The following is a 16,015-nucleotide window of genomic DNA, read 5'->3' as shown; positions in this document are numbered from 1 at the left end:
AGCGCCTGCGCAAAGCGCGTAGAAAAGCCGTATAGCTGCCTTTCTACGCGCCCTTGTTTCATAGACGATTAAGGCGCACTCACGCATTCATGCTGTCATCGCCACCGAAATCACTGTCATCAAAGCTGCTATTGTCATAGCTGTCATTATCAGTGTCCAGGCTGGCCTGCTGGACGCCGCTGTCATCATTTTGAGCGGGCGTATCGTCGCGGCCGTTTTCGGTGATATTATAGGTATTGTTGTTGATGATGGTTTCCTCGACCGGCGCTTGAGCCATTCCCCCCATGCCGCCAGCTCCCAGCATATTGCCGAAACCGCCGCCGTGGGTGGTGAAGATATCGCGCACCGCATCGGCCACCAGCACGCCACCGGCAACGCCCGCTGCCGTGGTCAAGGCGCCGCGCAGAAAGCCACCACCGGCTGGGGCTGCGGCTGGTTGTTGCCCCATTTGCTGCCATGAGTTCCCTGCTGGGGCTTGTCCACCCCAAGGGCCGGATTGTGGCGGGGCGCTGCGGCTGTAATCGTCATAGCCACGGTTCTGCGCTGGCGCGGCACCCCAAGGCCCGGCATTGCGGGATGGAGCAGGCGCTTGGCTGCCGCCTCCAAAAATAGAACTGATGCCACCGAGGAAACCACCGCTTTGTTGCTGAGCGGGCGGTTGGGCCTGACTGCGGGACAGTTCATCCTGCAAACGGGCAATCTGGTCTTCGAGATCGCGGATCTTGGCCGTCGCGGCCTCCAGGCCTTTTTCCTGAATAATCACGGCCTGGGCCAGATAATAGGTGGCATAGGGCTGGCTGCGCAATTCGCCTTCGATCAGGCTTTCCGCCTCACGGTCGCGCGGCGTTGAAGACGCCTGGCGCACACGGTCAAACAATTGGGTCAGTAACTGGCGCTCTTCCGGTGACATGGATCTCATCTCCGATGATATAACTGACCATGATCTAGGGTGGCAATCATGGCTGTTCCAAGCCCTTGTGAATTACAAATATGTAACCTGTTCTGGTCCACGACGAAAAACGGCGGGATTTCTCCCGCCGTTGCTGGTTTTAGCTTGAATGAACTATCAGCCCAGCATCAGGGCCGCGCCACCGAGAGCCGTGGCCACGCCGAGCAGCCGGGTGATGCGCGGACCAAAACGGTTGAGACCGACGCCAAGGCCAATACCGACTGCATGCAGGGCGGCGGTAGCGATCAGGAAGCCGAGGCCGAATTCCAGCGCACCAGCGCCAGCCAGTTCGGTGCCATGCGCATAGCCATGGAACAGCGCGAAAAGAGCGACAACAGCAGAAGCACCAACAGCAGGCAGGCGCACGGCAGTTGCCACCAGCAGGCCGAGAGCCATGACGGACGCCAGAATGGCCGGCTCAACGAAGGGAAGATGGACCCCTGCCAGCGCCAGAAGAAAGCCGATGGCCATGGTACCGATGAAAGCAGCAGGCACAGCATAGAGCGCCTTGCCACCCTGCTGAGACGCCCAAAGACCGACGGCAACCATCGCCATGATATGATCAGGTCCGGTTAGCGGATGGGAAATCCCGGCCAGAACCGAGCCGTGTTCGACAGGATTAAGATGGGCGAAGGCCGGAGCGGCCGCGCTGGCGAAAATGGCAGCGGTGAATGAAATGCGCTTGAACATCAACAGTCCCTCTTTTTGGTCAACCTGGCGTCCGGGATTCGGTCCCGCCGGTTTTCTCTTTATGTCAGCCGTGACTGTAACGTAAGCAATTTTCAATTGTCCATGCGCAATTTGCCGGGGATGCGGCTTCGTCACAGGTCTTGCCTTGCACTCCCATGTCGCTGCGCCACATATAAACGAATGAACGTTGCCCGGAGAAACTCAGATGTTTGCCTTTGACAATAGCTACGCCCGTCTGCCGGAGCCGTTTCACGCCGCCGTTCTGCCGCAACCCGTGGCACAGCCGAAGTTGATCCGGTTCAACCATGCGCTTGCGCAGGAATTAGGCCTGGACATGCAGGGCAAGGATGACGCTGCGCTGGCGGAGATCTTTTCCGGCAACCGTATCGTCCAGGGTGCCAGCCCGCTGGCCATGGCCTATGCCGGGCACCAATTCGGCAATTTCGTGCCGCAATTGGGGGATGGCCGCGCCATTCTGCTTGGCGAAGTGCTGGATCGTCACGGACGGCGGCGTGATATCCAGCTGAAAGGCGCAGGCCCCACGCCCTTTTCCCGCAATGGCGACGGGCGCGCAGCGCTTGGCCCTGTCATCCGCGAATATATCGTCTCGGAGGCCATGCATGCGCTTGGCCTTCCCACCACACGGGCGCTCGCCGCCGTTGCCACCGGCCAGCCGGTAAGACGCGAAGTCGCGCTGCCGGGTGCCGTGCTGACGCGGGTTGCTGCCAGCCATATTCGTGTCGGCACGTTCCAGTTCTTCGCTGCACGGCAGGATAATGACAGCCTGAAGGCATTGGCCGATCATGTCATCGACCGGCACTATCCCATCCTCAAAGACGCCGACAACCGCTATCTGGCACTGCTGAACGCCATTGCCGACCGGCAGGCCGCGCTGATTGCCCGCTGGCTCTCGATCGGCTTCATCCATGGGGTGATGAATACCGACAATGTCGCGGTGTCAGGCGAAACCATCGATTTTGGCCCCTGCGCTTTTCTGGATGAGTATAATCCGAAAAAGGTGTTTTCCTCCATCGACCAGCGCGGCCGCTATGCCTATGCCAACCAGCCCGGCATTGGCCAATGGAACATGGCGCGGCTGGCCGAATGCCTGCTGCCGCTGTTTGACGGCGGCGAGGACAAGGCCGTGGAAGACGCCAATGCGGCGCTGGCCCGCTTCGGCGAAGTGTTCCAGACCTATTGGCTGGCCGCCTTCCGCGCCAAGCTGGGCGTGACCGGTACTGATGAAGCCGATCTGGCGCTGATCAACGATTTCCTTGGCCTGATGCAGACCCATGAGGCCGATTTCACCTTGACCTTCCGCCAGCTCGGCAGGATTGCCGGAGGCGGCGTGGCACAGGATCTCTTCCCGGAAACCGACGCGCTGATCGCCTGGCTGATCCGTTGGCGCGCAAGGCTTGGCACGGAGCGCCCGGCAGAGATGATCGAAGCCGAGATGCAAACCATCAACCCTGCCCTCATCCCCCGCAACCACCGCATTGAGGAGGCAATTTCGGCGGCGGTCTATGAGGATTATTCGTTCTTTGAACGGCTGACACAAGCACTGGAACGGCCATTTGAAGAATTGGAAGACACCGCGGATCTCAGAGTGCCGCCGAAAGCGGAAGAGAGAGTGGCGCGAACCTTTTGCGGGACGTGACACTCCAACGCTATACCCAAACCTCTATTCAAGGCAGTCTATCGTCCAGTAGCAATAAACCATATGCAGCAGCGGGCGTAAGTCACTGAAACCAAATGCAGGCTCAAACGTTCCCTCCAGCGACAAACCTTGGGGGACGACTCGATGAGATGCAAAACGCTGCTGCTGGCCTTAAGCCTGATATGCCTGAGCGGCGCATCTCTCCCTCCAAAAGACGCCCTTCCCGAGCAGGGACCCGTGCCCGATAGCAAACCGAAAACCGCAACCGATACGCCAGATGCTTCCTCTGGCGTTAAAGGCCCAGATACAAAAGATCCAGACACAAAAGATGACGTCGGCAAGCCCGGCGATAAATCCGCCCTGGTTCCGGCACCGGACACTGTTCCCGTGCCGACGCCCTCACCCGCCGCGCCAAGCCCTACCCCTTCCCCTGCTCCGGCCTCACCTGCTCCGCCTCCGCCAGCATCGGCAGAACCGGCACCGGCCCCCACACCAGCTCCGGCACCCGCACCGCCTCCCCCAATCATGACGGAGGACCCGGAGGCCTATGGGCAGTGCCTTAAGGATCTGAAGGCGGCGGGCGCGCAATTTACCGAACGGCCCCGGATCGATGACGGCGATGGTTGTGGCATCGACAAGCCGCTGGAGGTGACGGATATCCTGCCGGGCGTCAGCCTGAAGCCGAAGGCAACTCTCCGCTGCGCGGCGGCGTTGGAATTGTCGGAATGGATGCGCACGCTGGTTATTCCCGCCGCCGATCAGGCCCTTCCCGACAAAGGTAGGCTGAAGGCCGTGGACCAGGCCTCCTCCTATATCTGCCGTAACCGCAATAGCCGCAGCGATGGCAAGATGTCCGAACATGCCAAGGGCAATGCGCTGGATATTGCCGGTTTCGAATTTGAAAAAGGCGATGTTCCGATGAAGATCGTGCCGGACAGCGAACCAACCCTGCCCGGCGCGTTCCAGCGCACCATCAATTCCTCAGCCTGCCTGTATTTCACCACCGTTCTGGCACCCGGAGCCGATGAGACCCATAAGGACCATATGCATCTCGACCTGATCAAACGCCGCAACGATTACCGCGTCTGTCAGGAGCCGAATTGATCGAACCCGGCTCTCTCAGAACTTCTGAGAGATGGCGATTTTGAAATAACGACCGGCCTCGGAGTAAAGCGCATTGGCGTTAGCGACGTCCTTTACTTCAAGCGCGTCGTAATATTGCTTGTCGAACAGATTGTAGACACCAGCCTGAAGGCGCAGGCCCTGGGCCTGTTCCGGCTCCCACCAGCCCGTCAGATTGACGACGCCGTATCCGGCTGGCTTGGTGGACGCGCTGGAGTCGTCGGAGACGGCAGCAGCGGCCACCAGGCTGACATCCGCGCCCCAGGTCTGCCGTTCATAGCCGACACCGACAATGGCTTTCAGCGGCGCTACCGTGCTCAACAGCTCGTCGGTATCCAGATCCACGCCACGCGCATAGAACATCGAGCCATGCAGGTTGATGCCGTTGGTGAAGGTCTTGTGGCCCTCGATCTCGACGCCGCTGATGCGGACATTGGCGCGGTTGATATATTCATAGGTCCCAAGCACATAGCCGGTGGTGCGGATGATGTCCGAGGTGTCGATGAAATTCTTGTAGCGGGTGGTAAAGGCGCTGATCCGGCCACCGAAATCCTCGTTGCCAAGATTGGCACCGACATCGAAGCCCCAGCTGGTTTCCGGCTTCAGATCGGGATTACCAATGGAGCGGTAAAGGGGCGAATTGTCGTAATCGACATAGAGTTGATAGGCGTTGGGTGATTTAAACGCCGTGGAGAACTGGGCATAAAGCTCCGCATCCGGCGTTGCCTGCCAGGCGGCACGCAGCTTGGGCGACAGGTGGGCACCATCCTGCCCCTCAGGCATGGTTCCCTTATAGGTGTCGGTCTCCTGCGGGTCTTCCTTGTACCAATCGACACGCAGGCCAGGCGTCAGCGAAACGGGGCCGTTGCCCAGCGAAATCTTGTCCTCGACAAAAGCGCCGAGCTTGTAGGAATTGACATCAGGCGAATAGGATTGGTTGGTGTGGTAATAGGCGCAACCGGATACGTAGGTGACTGAGCAGGTGTCCTGACCGGCGAGATAATAGCTGCTCTGGCTGAAGCGAATATCGGTGCCAAAGATCAGCTTGTGGTTCAGAGCACCAGTGCTGAAATCGGAATTGGCATAGCCATTGAACCCGTAATCACGCTGTTCGCTTTCCATGGACCGCTCGTAAATGCCGATTGGAGCCGTCAGGCGGTAGCTGGATGTGCCTTCCACGCGGGTCGCGCGCTGCCAATAGAGGGTGGCGAAGGCGCTGTCGATCAGGCTGTCGGCAGAGGTGCTGTCATAGACGTAGTCAAGCGAAACCCGGTCGCGGCCCTTGTCCTGGATATAATCGTAATCACCGGCGCGATAGGTCGTGCCGTAGCTGGTATTGGACTTATAATCCTTCTTGGAATTATAGTCGTAATGCTCCGCTGTCAGGCCAATCGTATGGCCGCCCTCCAGCTCCTGGCGAATCTTGAACAGGAAATTGCGGTCGTTATAGCTCATCGGATCGGCTTCCGTCCGCGTTCCCCTGGTGCCGCCGACATCGCCTGTTGTTTCGGTCTCATGGCCGTATTTGTAGGAGGACTGGAACAGCACCGAGGTATTGTCGAATTTCTTGGCAATCGCGCCTGAGGCCGTCAGCGACCGGTCCGAGCCATCATAGCCAAGCTTGGCGATACCGCCAAAGCTCTTGCCATCGCCAATCAGGTCCTCCGGCTCATAGGTATGCAGGAGCAACGCGCCCCCGAGCGCACCGGACCCGGCGCGGCTGGAATCGGCGCTGTGCAGCACGTCCACCGACGACAGCGAATTGAAATCATAGGTGTCGGCACCGCCGCCATAGCTATAAACCGTGTCGAAGAAATAGGGCACCGGAATGCCGTCGATGGTCGTCAGCACCCGGTCGGCCTCCAGGCCGCGAATGTTGACGCTCTTGGAATTCTTCACATAGGTCACACTCGGCTCGACCGTATTGCCGAGGTCATCGACATCGTCGATCTGCTTCTTCTGCAATTGCTCGGCCGAGGTATGGGTCGCCACCGGCGTGTCTTCCACGGAACCCTTTACAACCTTCTGGCCCTTGACGGTAATGGTCGAAAGTTCGGTCTGGCCATTAGAGCCGCTGTTTTCCGCCGTTTTTGCCGCTTCCTGCGCGATGACAGGCACGGCCGCATAGAAGGAGCAAAGTGCCGTGCAGGCAAGCAGAACAGGTCGAATTCCCCGAAAAGACATGGTGCAAACTTTCAATACGGCGCACGAAACCCCTCGGCCGCAGGGCAGTGCAGCCGGCTTCGCACGCAATTGGTCGTCCCCGAAACAAGCCGCCGTCAGAAAAGACGCGCCTTAATTCGGACACTTATTAAACATGATTTTTTATGTCAAGATTAAAAACATGATTAAATAAATCATGTTATATTTTGCACTTTAGTGATGTAAAGCAACGCAGCACTATTCTTTAAAACAGGCCTTCGACCAGCCCATCATCATCAAGCCGGATGGTTTCGGCTGCCGGCTTTCTCGGCAGGCCGGGCATGGTCATGATATCGCCAGTGATCGCCACAATGAAACCAGCACCGGCGGACAGACGGACGTCGCGTACATGCACTTTATGGCCCTCGGGAGCACCGAGCAGTGAGGGATCGGTAGAGAAGGAATACTGGGTTTTGGCGATGCAGACCGGCAGGTCGCCATAGCCCATAGCCTCGAACTGGGCGAGCTGATCGATGACAGCACGGTCCGCCGTCACGCTTCCCGCCCGATAGATCCGCTTGGCGACCGTCTCGATCTTGGCAAACAGCGGCATGTCGTCTGGGTACAGAGGCTGGAAATCGGCAATGCCACTATCAGCCATGGCCGCCACTTTCCTCGCCAGTTCCTCAATGCCCGCGCCACCCTCGGCCCAATGACGGCAGAGCACGGCTTCGACGCCGATACGGGCGGCATAGTCCTGCAAGGCTGCGATTTCCGCCGGCGTATCCGACAGGAAATGGTTGATGGCGACAATGACAGGCACACCAAAGCCCCGGACATTTTCCACATGCCGCCCAAGGTTGACAGCACCCCGGACCAGGGCGGCCACATCCTCGTGGCCAAGCTCCGTTTTGGCAACACCACCGTTCATCTTCAGCGCCCGCACCGTGGCGACGATCACGGCAGCTGCCGGGCGAAGACCGGCCTTACGGCATTTGATATCGAAGAATTTCTCAGCACCCAGATCGGCACCAAAGCCCGCTTCCGTCACCACATAATCGGCAAGCTTCAGGGCTGCCCTGGTCGCCACCACCGAATTGCAGCCGTGGGCGATATTGGCAAACGGGCCGCCATGCACCAGCGCCGGATTGTTTTCCAGCGTCTGCACCAGATTGGGCTGCATCGCCTCTTTCAGCAGCACCGTCATGGCTTGATGGGCCTTGATATCACGGGCATGCACGGGCGTCTTGTCACGCCGGTAGCCGATGACGATCTGCCCCAACCGCTCTTCCAGATCAGCCAGATCGCGGGCCAGACAGAGGATGGCCATCACTTCGGAAGCAACCGTGATATCGAAGCCGGTTTCGCGCGGAAAGCCGTTGCGAACGCCGCCCAGCGCCCCGACCATCTCGCGCAACGCCCGGTCGTTCATGTCCACCACCCGCCGCCAGGCGATACGGCGCGTGTCGAGATCCTGCTCATTACCCCAGTAAATGTGGTTATCGATCATCGCCGCCAGCAGATTATGCGCGGAGGTGATGGCATGGAAATCGCCGGTGAAATGCAGGTTAATGTCTTCCATCGGCACGACCTGCGCCCGCCCGCCACCGGCAGCGCCACCCTTGACCCCGAAACAGGGACCAAGCGACGGCTCGCGCACGCAGACCATGGCCTTGGCGCCGATACGGTTCAGCCCATCCACCAGGCCGACCGTGGTCGTGGTCTTGCCCTCGCCTGCTGGTGTCGGATTGATTGCCGTCACCAGGATGAGCTTGCCATCCTGGCGATCTTCAAGCGAATGCAGGAATGAAGCGCTGATCTTAGCCTTGTCATGGCCATAGGGCTGCAAATCACCGGGGCTGATTCCCAAACGCTCGCCAATCTGCGTGATCGCAAGCTTGGATGCTGCACGTGCAATTTCAATATCCGACATCAGCCTCTTAACCCTGTCTCTCCACCGTTTCCGGCACTTTTCCTTCAGGTCGCTCGCACTACAGCGCCGCGCATTGACCCTTTATATCAAGTCTTCAAGATGCTCACGCATCCCTGCCGCGAAAGCATTGAAAATATCGCAAAGGCATCAGCTGCTTGGGATATTTGCAAAGGCAATACGATTGTCCATCTTCCATGGCGCATCGTATTACCGCATAATTCAGCGCGCCCGGTAGAGCGCGACACAAAAATTCTCGTGCTTGCGGAAAATCTCGGTCAATCCATGAAACAGCCCACCCCGACCAACTCATCGGCAGGGCAAAATAACAGGCTAAATCATCATGAAAGCCCTGCATGATCCATCCCATTTTAAGGTAGGATTTTACGGATAAGGAATTATGCAGGCACTAGTGCATCGATCCAAACGGAGGCTTCAGCCGAGTTTGGAAAAATCGATGCATAAACAAAAAATGAGTGCACGAAAGCATGAACGAAGTGAATGCGTCAGTGCACTAGGCGCGGCAAGCTCAACAGAAGGCGCTTATTTTCGCAAGACACGTTATTACCTTGACTTTTAGGGGGACTGGCGCTCATTTGACACTCACTTCAATGCATTTCCGACCGCATGGACGCGGAAGCGCCACAGCGGAAGAAATACAACCGAAGGCAAGCATCGACACAACCAGATCAACTAAAGCGAAAAATATATATTTTTTCGCTAATGAGTTCACAGGGTTTTGAAAGACATTTTTTGAAATTAATCGATAAGAACTTTCGAAAGCTCTAGGATTTAATATATAAAATCTCCCTATATCCGCTTCGTCGCCAAACACACCGCCCTTACCTCAAATTCAGTCGCCCCACATGTTGATCGCCGAGCGCCAGACACTGCTCAGTACAGAAATAACCGCTATGGAAAGCCGTGAGCATTGTGCGGATATCCTGCGCACTGTTGCCCAGGCATTTGGCCTGTCGCATGGCAGTATCCTGATCGCACCTTGTGCCACCGATGTGCACCTCATGCCGCTGGTCATGGAGACGACTTTGCCGATGGAATTCGGCCATGAATTCGACCGTCACCAGTTCGTTAAATTTTGCCCGGTGGTCAAGAAATTCGCCGGCTCGATCCTGCCGCGAACCTGGGACATGAAATTCAGGGAACCGAATGACATGGCGGAGGAATGGCCGCCTGCCATGCGCGACCTGATGGTGCGCTTCAAGCTGATCGTCGGCGTTGTCTTCATTTTCCCCTCCCTTGATTCCCGGCTGTATTTCATGCGGTTCGATGGGGATCGCTCACCTCTCTCCCAATGCGAGGTCAATGAACTGGGCATGCTGGCAATGGCGGTTTTCGACCAATACGACCGTCTTCGCCGCACCGAGTTGATGAATGTCGATGTTCTCTCCGTGCGCGAACTGGAAGTGCTTCGCTGGACGGCGCAGGGCAAAACCTCGGTAGAAATTGGCCAGATCCTCAGCCTCTCCGACCACACCATAAACGCGTATATGACAACAGCTATGAAAAAGCTGGATTGCGTCAACCGGACGCAATTGGTAGCAAAGGCCATTAGGCTGAAGCTCATTCAATAATTCATTTGCTTCAGCCAAGCCAAAAGGGAGGCTTTTCAATTGGCTTGGCGCTTTGACGAAACGCGGCACCGTCCGCTTCAGGATTTTCATTCAATCGGATTGCAGGAATGTGACGTCGCCAATCTCACCCAGACCCTAAATGTCTGCGGCTTTTGGCGACTGGATATAGATCAGGGCCATTTATATGGCTCGCCGCATTTTTCTAAGCTCTATGAGATAGACCATTCGGAAGGTCCGCTGAACGTAAAGGATCTTTGCGATCGCATGCACCCGCAGGACGTGGACCAGGTGATGGACAGCTATTATCGCGCCGCCACCAGTCGCGGTGTTTTCCACAATATCCACCGGATCATCACCACAGGCGGCACCTTGAAATATATTCGTACCGTCGGTCTCTATTATCCCGTCGAGGGCGTATCCGGCGAATATCGCGGCATGCTGCATGAGTTGTTTCCACTGGAACCCACGGCAAGCTTCATCGAATTATAAGACATGGCCCGGCGGTCTGCCCGCCGGGCCATTGACCGTCAACGTTGCAGAACGGCTCGCAATTCCACCATATTGGCGCGCACACGCAGCGTGTAGAAGCCCATGGTCGAGAGGTGGTTCGGCATGAGCAGGCCGTCCTCGCTGCCGTTGGAGACAATCATCGGCTGAACCTTCAGCGCAGCTTCGAACTGCTTTTCCAACTCCGCCCAGATCGCTGTCAGGTTACGCTCGCGCACCACGTCGATGAAATCGGCCTTTGCCGCCTGAAACAAGGCGTATTGTCCATAGAGCTGACCATAAGCGAACCAGAAACGGTCGTCGGCCCGCGTGTCGAACCAGCCGCCATTATGCTCTTCGGAGCGGCGGCGCAAAATGTCGGATGTGTTGCCGAGGTCGCTGGCCAGCCCGTCGAGCAGTTTGACGAGATTGTCAGCCCGGGCATCGAACACCGCCTTGCAGGTTTCCAGATCGGAATTAAACCCGCGCCAGCTGGTAATCGCCGCACGATAATAGCTGGGCGTCGGCGTCTTGAACCCGAAAGGATTGGAGCCGAAATACCAGGTGCCTTCGTTGAACTGGATATTGCCACGCGCATCCTGCAGATCGGTGTTGATACCGGAAGTACCCCTCACCCGGCCAAGATCGTCAGCCAATACGATGCCAACCCGGCGCGCCACCTGATTGATACCGCGCTGGAACGAGGCCTTGTTGTCAAAGAACGGCGTGTCATCCCAGCTCATCCCGAACAGGCCAAGCTTGTAGAGCAGCGTCGAGGATACCCAGACATTCTGGTTAACATTGTAGTCCGTCAGGTCGGCAACCGTGGTGACGATAGCGGAATTCTGGCAGGTGCCGGGCTTGTCGGCGATCTGCTGTCCGGCGGCGACCTTGCGGTCAGCAAAGCCATAGGCCTTGGCGAAGGCCGGATCAAAGCCATACCAGACCTGGGTGCGCCACAAAAACTGACCGTAAGCCGCAATCAGCACCAAGACGATCAGCGCGACGGAGCCACGGAAAATATAGGCCCTGCGTCCCGCTTCGCTATGGCGGGCGCGGAAGGGCCAGGCCACCGCCGTATAGAGAAGATTACCGCTGCGCCGAAGCGCTCCCCAGAGCCCTCGGAAAAACCCCGTTAGCGCATTCAGCATCTGCCCTGTCTCCCGTCCTGTGGTCATGGCAACGGCGGACGCCCGGCGTCCGGTCACTGCTCAACAGATATGTCTGCCCATCAACAATAACAACGACAAACCGCGTTTTTAACGACACAAGGTTTTCAGGTGGCGATATTTTTGAAAAACAACCGGTTGGACTTGTCGACTGTCAAATATCAGCGCACGCTTCACCATTGAACAGTTCATCCCAATGCAGGCGGCAGAAGGACACATATTTCTCGTTGCCGCCAACCTCAATCTGCGCACCTTCGCGCATCACCTGGCCGCTCGCATCGAAGCGCGCATTCATCGTCGCCTTACGGCCGCAATGACAGATCGTGCGGATTTCGCGCAATTCATCGGCAATCCCCAGCAGCAGCCGGGAGGCGGGAAACAGCTGGCCCTGGAAATCCGTGCGCAGGCCATAGGCCATGACCGGAATATGCAGGCGGTCGGCAATCCGCGCCAATTGCCAGACGTGGTGCTCGCTCAAAAAATTGGCCTCGTCGACAAAAACGCAGGCAATCGGCTCGCTTGCATGCATGGCCTCGACCACGGCAAACAGATCGGTGCCCGGCTCGAAGGTTTCGGCCGGGCTGGATAGCCCGATGCGCGAGGCGACCCGGCCACGCCCGGCCCTATCATCCAGTGCGGCGACAAAAATCACCGTGCGCATGCCGCGCTCCTGATAATTGTAGGAGGCCTGCAACAGCATGGTGGATTTACCGGCATTCATGGCGGCATAATTGAAATACAGCTTGGCCATTGGCACGATTTCCTGCGTTTGGTCTCTTTGCGCCGCCATGCAGCACAAAAACGAGGCGCTTTTAACCCGCAAAATCGAAAATCCCACGATTTCTGCCAGTTTTTCGACAAGAGTTTAGACAGGACCGTGCCACAAAATCCTACCCCGGAAGGCATCGTCATAAAAAAAATCAACCACACGGATGCCTTCCCCCTCTGCACCCGAGCAGCCCGGATTTGCGGCGATAGAGCACATTTTCAGGTCGGGATGACAAAATGTCGCAAATAACCCCTATGGACCGGCGCGAACACGCAGGCTTGCCTCAGCTGTTTATGTATTCATAATGCCGGGAACTAAAAAAGGAGCAGAATATGCCGATTGCCAAGACACTGAAATTTGCACTGCCGAAATACGCTCTGGCCTTGGCCGGATGCGTCGCAGCATTCAGCCCGGCTGCCTTTGCGGCGGAAGCCGCCAGTTGCGGCACCGTTCGCATCTCGGATGTCGGCTGGACGGATTTGGCATCCACCAATGCCTCCTTCGTCACCGTTCTGGAGGCCCTGGGTTACAAGGCCGACGTCAAGACGCTCGGCGTGCCCGTGACCTATTCCTCGATGAAGAACAAGGATATCGATGTTTTCCTCGGCAACTGGATGCCAGCCCAGAAGGAAGCCATCCAGCAATATCTCGATGACAAGTCGATCGACAGCGTCGCCGTCAACCTTGAAGGCGCCAAATACACGCTGGCCACCAATGCCGCCGGCGCCAAGCTCGGCATCAAGAGCTTCAAGGACATTGCCGCCCACAAGGCCGATCTGGACGGTAAGATCTACGGGATCGAGCCGGGCAATGAAGGCAATGGCATGATTGTGTCGCTGATCGACGGCGACAAATTCGGCCTCAAGGGCTTCAATGTCGTTGAAAGCTCGGAACAGGGCATGTTGAGCCAGGTGACCCGTGCCGACAAGGAAAACAAGCCGGTGATCTTCCTGGCCTGGGCGCCGCATCCGATGAACACCGCCCACCAGATCACCTATCTCGCCGATGGCGACGACACGGTGTTCGGCCCCAATTACGGTGGCGCGACGGTCTATACGGTGGCGCGCGGTGGCTATGCCAAGGAATGTCCAAATGTCGGCAAGCTGCTGACCAATATGAAGTTCTCGCTCGACATGGAAAATGCCATCATGGGCAAGATCCTTGATGACGGCGAGGATGCCGACAAGGCTGCCAAGACCTGGCTGAAGGCCAACCCGGCTGTGATCGAGCCCTGGCTGGCTGGCGTCACCACCAAGGATGGCAAGGACGGACTGGCGGCTGTTAAGGCCAAGCTTGGCTTGTAAGCACCACTGGCAGTCTATCCAATAATCGCCGCTGGCCGTCTGCAAATGGCAATTTCTGCGCTTGAATGATGCAATCGCATTTCCAAACGGAAAACCGCTTCGCACTTTTCCTGGAATGCTTGTACTCACGTACGTTAAGTACGCTCCGTTCCGGTTCTCGAAATCACCATTTTCGCCAGGCCAGCAGCAATTCTTGAACAGACTGTGAACGATAGCGCCGGGGCGAAACATTGCGCCCTGGCACCGCTATTCCTTATTCTCTTTTTTACGCATTTCCTGCAAATGCTCGAAAGGATGCGTTTCAGTGGATTGGCTGACTGATTTCAAAATTCCCATCGGCCCCACCGCCAAAGTCGTTGTTGACTGGCTGACGGCCAACGGAGCCTGGTTTTTCGACTGGCTCTCCCACCTCATTTCAAGCAGTATCGATGGCGTGCTGTTCGTGCTGCAATATCCCCACCCGCTGGTGACAGCACTGGCCATCAGCATTATCGCCTGGCTGTTGCGCCGCTCCCTTCTGGTGGCGATCTTCACCTTTCTCGGCCTGGCGCTGATCATCAACCAGGGCTATTTCAAGGAAACCACCGAGACGCTGGCGCTGGTTCTGGCCTCCACCGCCGTCTGCATGGTGATCGGCGTGCCGCTCGGCATCCTGGCCGCTCGCCGCGCATGGATCTACGCGCTGATGCGCCCAGTCCTGGACCTGATGCAGACCATCCCGACCTTCGTCTATCTCATTCCAGCCCTGATCCTGTTCGGTCTCGGCATGGTGCCGGGCCTGATCGCCACGGTGATCTTTGCCGTCCCCTCGCCCATTCGCCTGACCCGGCTCGGCATCGTCTCCACCCCTTCCTCCCTGGTGGAAGCTGCCGTTGCCTTCGGCGCCACGCCCACCCAGGTCTTGCGCAAGGTGGAGTTGCCCTATGCGCTGCCACAGATCATGGCAGGGCTGACCCAAACCATCATGCTGTCGCTGTCCATGGTGGTGATTGCCGCCCTGGTCGGCGCTGCCGGTCTTGGCGTTCCGGTGGTGCGGGCGCTGAATACCGTCAATATCGCCAGAGGTTTCGAAGCAGGCCTTTGTATCGTCATTCTAGCGATCATTCTGGATCGGATGTTCCGCATTCCATCGGCGGGAGATGACCAATGAGCGATGCAGTCATCTTCGGAAATGTCGACATCATCTTCGGCGATCGGCCACAAAAGGCACTTGCCCTGTTGGATCAGGGCCGGACACGCGACGAGATCAACACGGAAACCGGCCTGATCCTTGGCGTGGCCAATGCCTCGCTGACCTTGAAGGAAGGCGAAATCCTGGTGTTGATGGGTCTCTCCGGCTCCGGCAAATCGACACTGCTGCGGGCCGTCAACGGGTTGGCGCCCGTGGTGCGCGGCTCGGTGTCAGTCAAGTCGCGCAATGGCTTTGTCGATCCCTACCAGGCCAGCCGCAAGGCGTTGCGTGACTTGCGCATGCACAGCGTCTCGATGGTGTTCCAGCAATTTGGCCTGCTGCCCTGGCGCAGCGTTGCCGATAATATCGGCTTCGGGCTGGAATTGGCGGGCGTTGGCGAAAAGGAACGGCGGAAAATCGTTGCCGAGCAATTGGAACTGGTTAACCTGACGCAATGGGCCGACCGCAAGGTGGACGAATTGTCCGGCGGCATGCAGCAGCGGGTGGGTCTGGCCCGCGCCTTTGCCACCGGCGCGCCGATCCTGTTGATGGATGAACCGTTCTCGGCGCTCGATCCGCTGATCCGCACACGATTGCAGGATGAATTGCTGGAATTCCAGCACCGGCTGAAAAAGACCATCCTGTTCGTCAGCCACGATCTGGATGAGGCCTTCCGGATTGGCAACCGCATCGCCATCATGGAAAGCGGCAGGATCATCCAATGCGGCACGCCGCAGCAGATCGTCCAGAACCCGGCGGATCAATATGTCGCCGATTTCGTGCGCAACATGAACCCGATCAGCATGTTGACGGCGAGAGATGTCATGACTGCCGGTACCAGTCACACGCCGGGTCTCGGCGTCACCGCCACCGCCGCGCCGGAAACGCCGCTGATCGATATTCTTGACGCCATGGCCCGCCAGCCCGGCCTGGTCGGCGTGGTGGAGAACGGCACGGTGATCGGCGCGATCGGCGCCCAGGATGTGGTCTCGGCCCTGACCCGGCACCGCCAGACCTGACGTAGAAAGAGGCGC

General features: G+C 57.8%; 14 protein-coding genes. 8 read left to right on the top strand and 6 right to left on the bottom strand.

Annotation, left to right across the window (positions count from 1 at the left end; translation table 11 throughout):
* Window positions 1–79 precede the first annotated feature (79 nt).
* Together H1Y61_RS07125 and H1Y61_RS07120 are read right to left on the bottom strand one after the other, a co-directional pair.
* Window positions 80–910: a DUF2076 domain-containing protein gene (locus tag H1Y61_RS07125; protein WP_174111425.1), complete on the bottom strand. Its 831-nt coding sequence runs from the start codon at window positions 908–910 to the stop codon at window positions 80–82.
* Window positions 911–1,066: 156 nt separating this feature from the next.
* On the bottom strand, window positions 1,067–1,639 hold the full coding sequence (locus H1Y61_RS07120; RefSeq protein ID WP_180574160.1) for a HupE/UreJ family protein: 573 nt from the start codon (window positions 1,637–1,639) through the stop codon (window positions 1,067–1,069).
* A 205-nt stretch (window positions 1,640–1,844) separates the two neighbouring features.
* Between H1Y61_RS07120 and H1Y61_RS07115 the strand changes: the two genes are divergently transcribed.
* Together H1Y61_RS07115 and H1Y61_RS07110 are read left to right on the top strand one after the other, a co-directional pair.
* Window positions 1,845–3,296, top strand: coding sequence for a protein adenylyltransferase SelO (locus tag H1Y61_RS07115; protein ID WP_180574159.1), 1,452 nt, complete (start codon window positions 1,845–1,847; stop codon window positions 3,294–3,296).
* 144 nt (window positions 3,297–3,440) lie between these two features.
* The gene (locus tag H1Y61_RS07110; RefSeq protein ID WP_180574158.1) at window positions 3,441–4,400 is read left to right on the top strand and encodes an extensin family protein; all 960 of its coding nucleotides are present in this window, start codon (window positions 3,441–3,443) and stop codon (window positions 4,398–4,400) included.
* A 15-nt stretch (window positions 4,401–4,415) separates the two neighbouring features.
* On the opposite strand, the gene H1Y61_RS07105 is transcribed toward H1Y61_RS07110, so the two are convergent.
* Window positions 4,416–6,602 carry a TonB-dependent hemoglobin/transferrin/lactoferrin family receptor gene (locus H1Y61_RS07105; protein WP_180574157.1) on the bottom strand — a complete coding sequence of 729 codons (2,187 nt, stop codon included), beginning with the start codon at window positions 6,600–6,602 and terminating at the stop codon, window positions 4,416–4,418.
* 223 nt (window positions 6,603–6,825) lie between these two features.
* Window positions 6,826–8,493 (bottom strand): formate--tetrahydrofolate ligase, encoded by a 1,668-nt coding sequence (locus H1Y61_RS07100; RefSeq protein WP_180574156.1) that lies wholly within the window; start codon window positions 8,491–8,493, stop codon window positions 6,826–6,828.
* Between the two features lie 99 nt (window positions 8,494–8,592).
* On the opposite strand from H1Y61_RS07100, the gene H1Y61_RS07095 reads away from it, so the two are divergent.
* The 3 genes from H1Y61_RS07095 (at window position 8,593) to H1Y61_RS07085 (ending at window position 10,571) form a co-directional block, all read left to right on the top strand.
* Entirely contained in the window at window positions 8,593–8,850 is a 258-nt protein-coding gene (locus H1Y61_RS07095) for a hypothetical protein (protein ID WP_180574155.1), read from the top strand.
* Window positions 8,851–9,404: 554 nt separating this feature from the next.
* A complete protein-coding gene (locus H1Y61_RS07090; protein ID WP_174111432.1) occupies window positions 9,405–10,082 on the top strand; it encodes a helix-turn-helix transcriptional regulator in 678 nt (225 codons plus the stop codon).
* 39 nt (window positions 10,083–10,121) lie between these two features.
* Window positions 10,122–10,571, top strand: coding sequence for a PAS domain-containing protein (locus H1Y61_RS07085; RefSeq protein ID WP_174111433.1), 450 nt, complete (start codon window positions 10,122–10,124; stop codon window positions 10,569–10,571).
* A gap of 38 nt (window positions 10,572–10,609) precedes the next feature.
* Here the strand turns inward: H1Y61_RS07085 and H1Y61_RS07080 are convergent, their stop codons facing one another.
* Both H1Y61_RS07080 and H1Y61_RS07075 read right to left on the bottom strand, forming a co-directional pair.
* On the bottom strand, window positions 10,610–11,719 hold the full coding sequence (locus H1Y61_RS07080) for a DUF2333 family protein (protein ID WP_174111434.1): 1,110 nt from the start codon (window positions 11,717–11,719) through the stop codon (window positions 10,610–10,612).
* Window positions 11,720–11,891: 172 nt separating this feature from the next.
* A complete protein-coding gene (locus tag H1Y61_RS07075) occupies window positions 11,892–12,488 on the bottom strand; it encodes a thymidine kinase (RefSeq protein ID WP_180574154.1) in 597 nt (198 codons plus the stop codon).
* A gap of 356 nt (window positions 12,489–12,844) precedes the next feature.
* Between H1Y61_RS07075 and choX the strand changes: the two genes are divergently transcribed.
* The 3 genes from choX to choV all read left to right on the top strand — a co-directional run bounded on the left by choX (window position 12,845) and on the right by choV (window position 16,000).
* On the top strand, window positions 12,845–13,810 hold the full coding sequence (gene choX, locus H1Y61_RS07070) for a choline ABC transporter substrate-binding protein (RefSeq protein ID WP_409363974.1): 966 nt from the start codon (window positions 12,845–12,847) through the stop codon (window positions 13,808–13,810).
* A gap of 304 nt (window positions 13,811–14,114) precedes the next feature.
* Complete coding sequence (choW, locus tag H1Y61_RS07065) at window positions 14,115–14,960, top strand: choline ABC transporter permease subunit (RefSeq protein ID WP_180574152.1); 846 nt, start codon at window positions 14,115–14,117, stop codon at window positions 14,958–14,960.
* Entirely contained in the window at window positions 14,957–16,000 is a 1,044-nt protein-coding gene (choV, locus tag H1Y61_RS07060; RefSeq protein ID WP_180574151.1) for a choline ABC transporter ATP-binding protein, read from the top strand. Before choW ends, choV begins: the two co-directional genes overlap by 4 nt.
* Window positions 16,001–16,015 lie beyond the last annotated feature (15 nt).

Origin of the sequence: Agrobacterium vitis (assembly GCF_013426735.1) — a bacterium.
In the GTDB taxonomy this organism is placed as follows: domain Bacteria; phylum Pseudomonadota; class Alphaproteobacteria; order Rhizobiales; family Rhizobiaceae; genus Allorhizobium; species Allorhizobium vitis_D.
This window is presented reverse-complemented; position numbering and strand designations above follow the sequence as displayed.

Excerpts from the sequence above, each read along its gene's own strand:
- H1Y61_RS07120 (WP_180574160.1), bottom strand. The coding sequence starts at position 1,639 with ATGTTCAAGCGCATTTCATTCACCGCTGCCATTTTCGCCAGCGCGGCC.
- choV (WP_180574151.1), top strand. The coding sequence starts at position 14,957 with ATGAGCGATGCAGTCATCTTCGGAAATGTCGACATCATCTTCGGCGAT.
- H1Y61_RS07075 (WP_180574154.1), bottom strand. The coding sequence starts at position 12,488 with ATGGCCAAGCTGTATTTCAATTATGCCGCCATGAATGCCGGTAAATCC.
- H1Y61_RS07115 (WP_180574159.1), top strand. The coding sequence starts at position 1,845 with ATGTTTGCCTTTGACAATAGCTACGCCCGTCTGCCGGAGCCGTTTCAC.
- H1Y61_RS07090 (WP_174111432.1), top strand. The coding sequence starts at position 9,405 with ATGGAAAGCCGTGAGCATTGTGCGGATATCCTGCGCACTGTTGCCCAG.
- H1Y61_RS07105 (WP_180574157.1), bottom strand. The coding sequence starts at position 6,602 with ATGTCTTTTCGGGGAATTCGACCTGTTCTGCTTGCCTGCACGGCACTT.
- H1Y61_RS07080 (WP_174111434.1), bottom strand. The coding sequence starts at position 11,719 with ATGCTGAATGCGCTAACGGGGTTTTTCCGAGGGCTCTGGGGAGCGCTT.
- H1Y61_RS07110 (WP_180574158.1), top strand. The coding sequence starts at position 3,441 with ATGAGATGCAAAACGCTGCTGCTGGCCTTAAGCCTGATATGCCTGAGC.
- H1Y61_RS07095 (WP_180574155.1), top strand. The coding sequence starts at position 8,593 with ATGCTCACGCATCCCTGCCGCGAAAGCATTGAAAATATCGCAAAGGCA.
- H1Y61_RS07100 (WP_180574156.1), bottom strand. The coding sequence starts at position 8,493 with ATGTCGGATATTGAAATTGCACGTGCAGCATCCAAGCTTGCGATCACG.
- H1Y61_RS07125 (WP_174111425.1), bottom strand. The coding sequence starts at position 910 with ATGTCACCGGAAGAGCGCCAGTTACTGACCCAATTGTTTGACCGTGTG.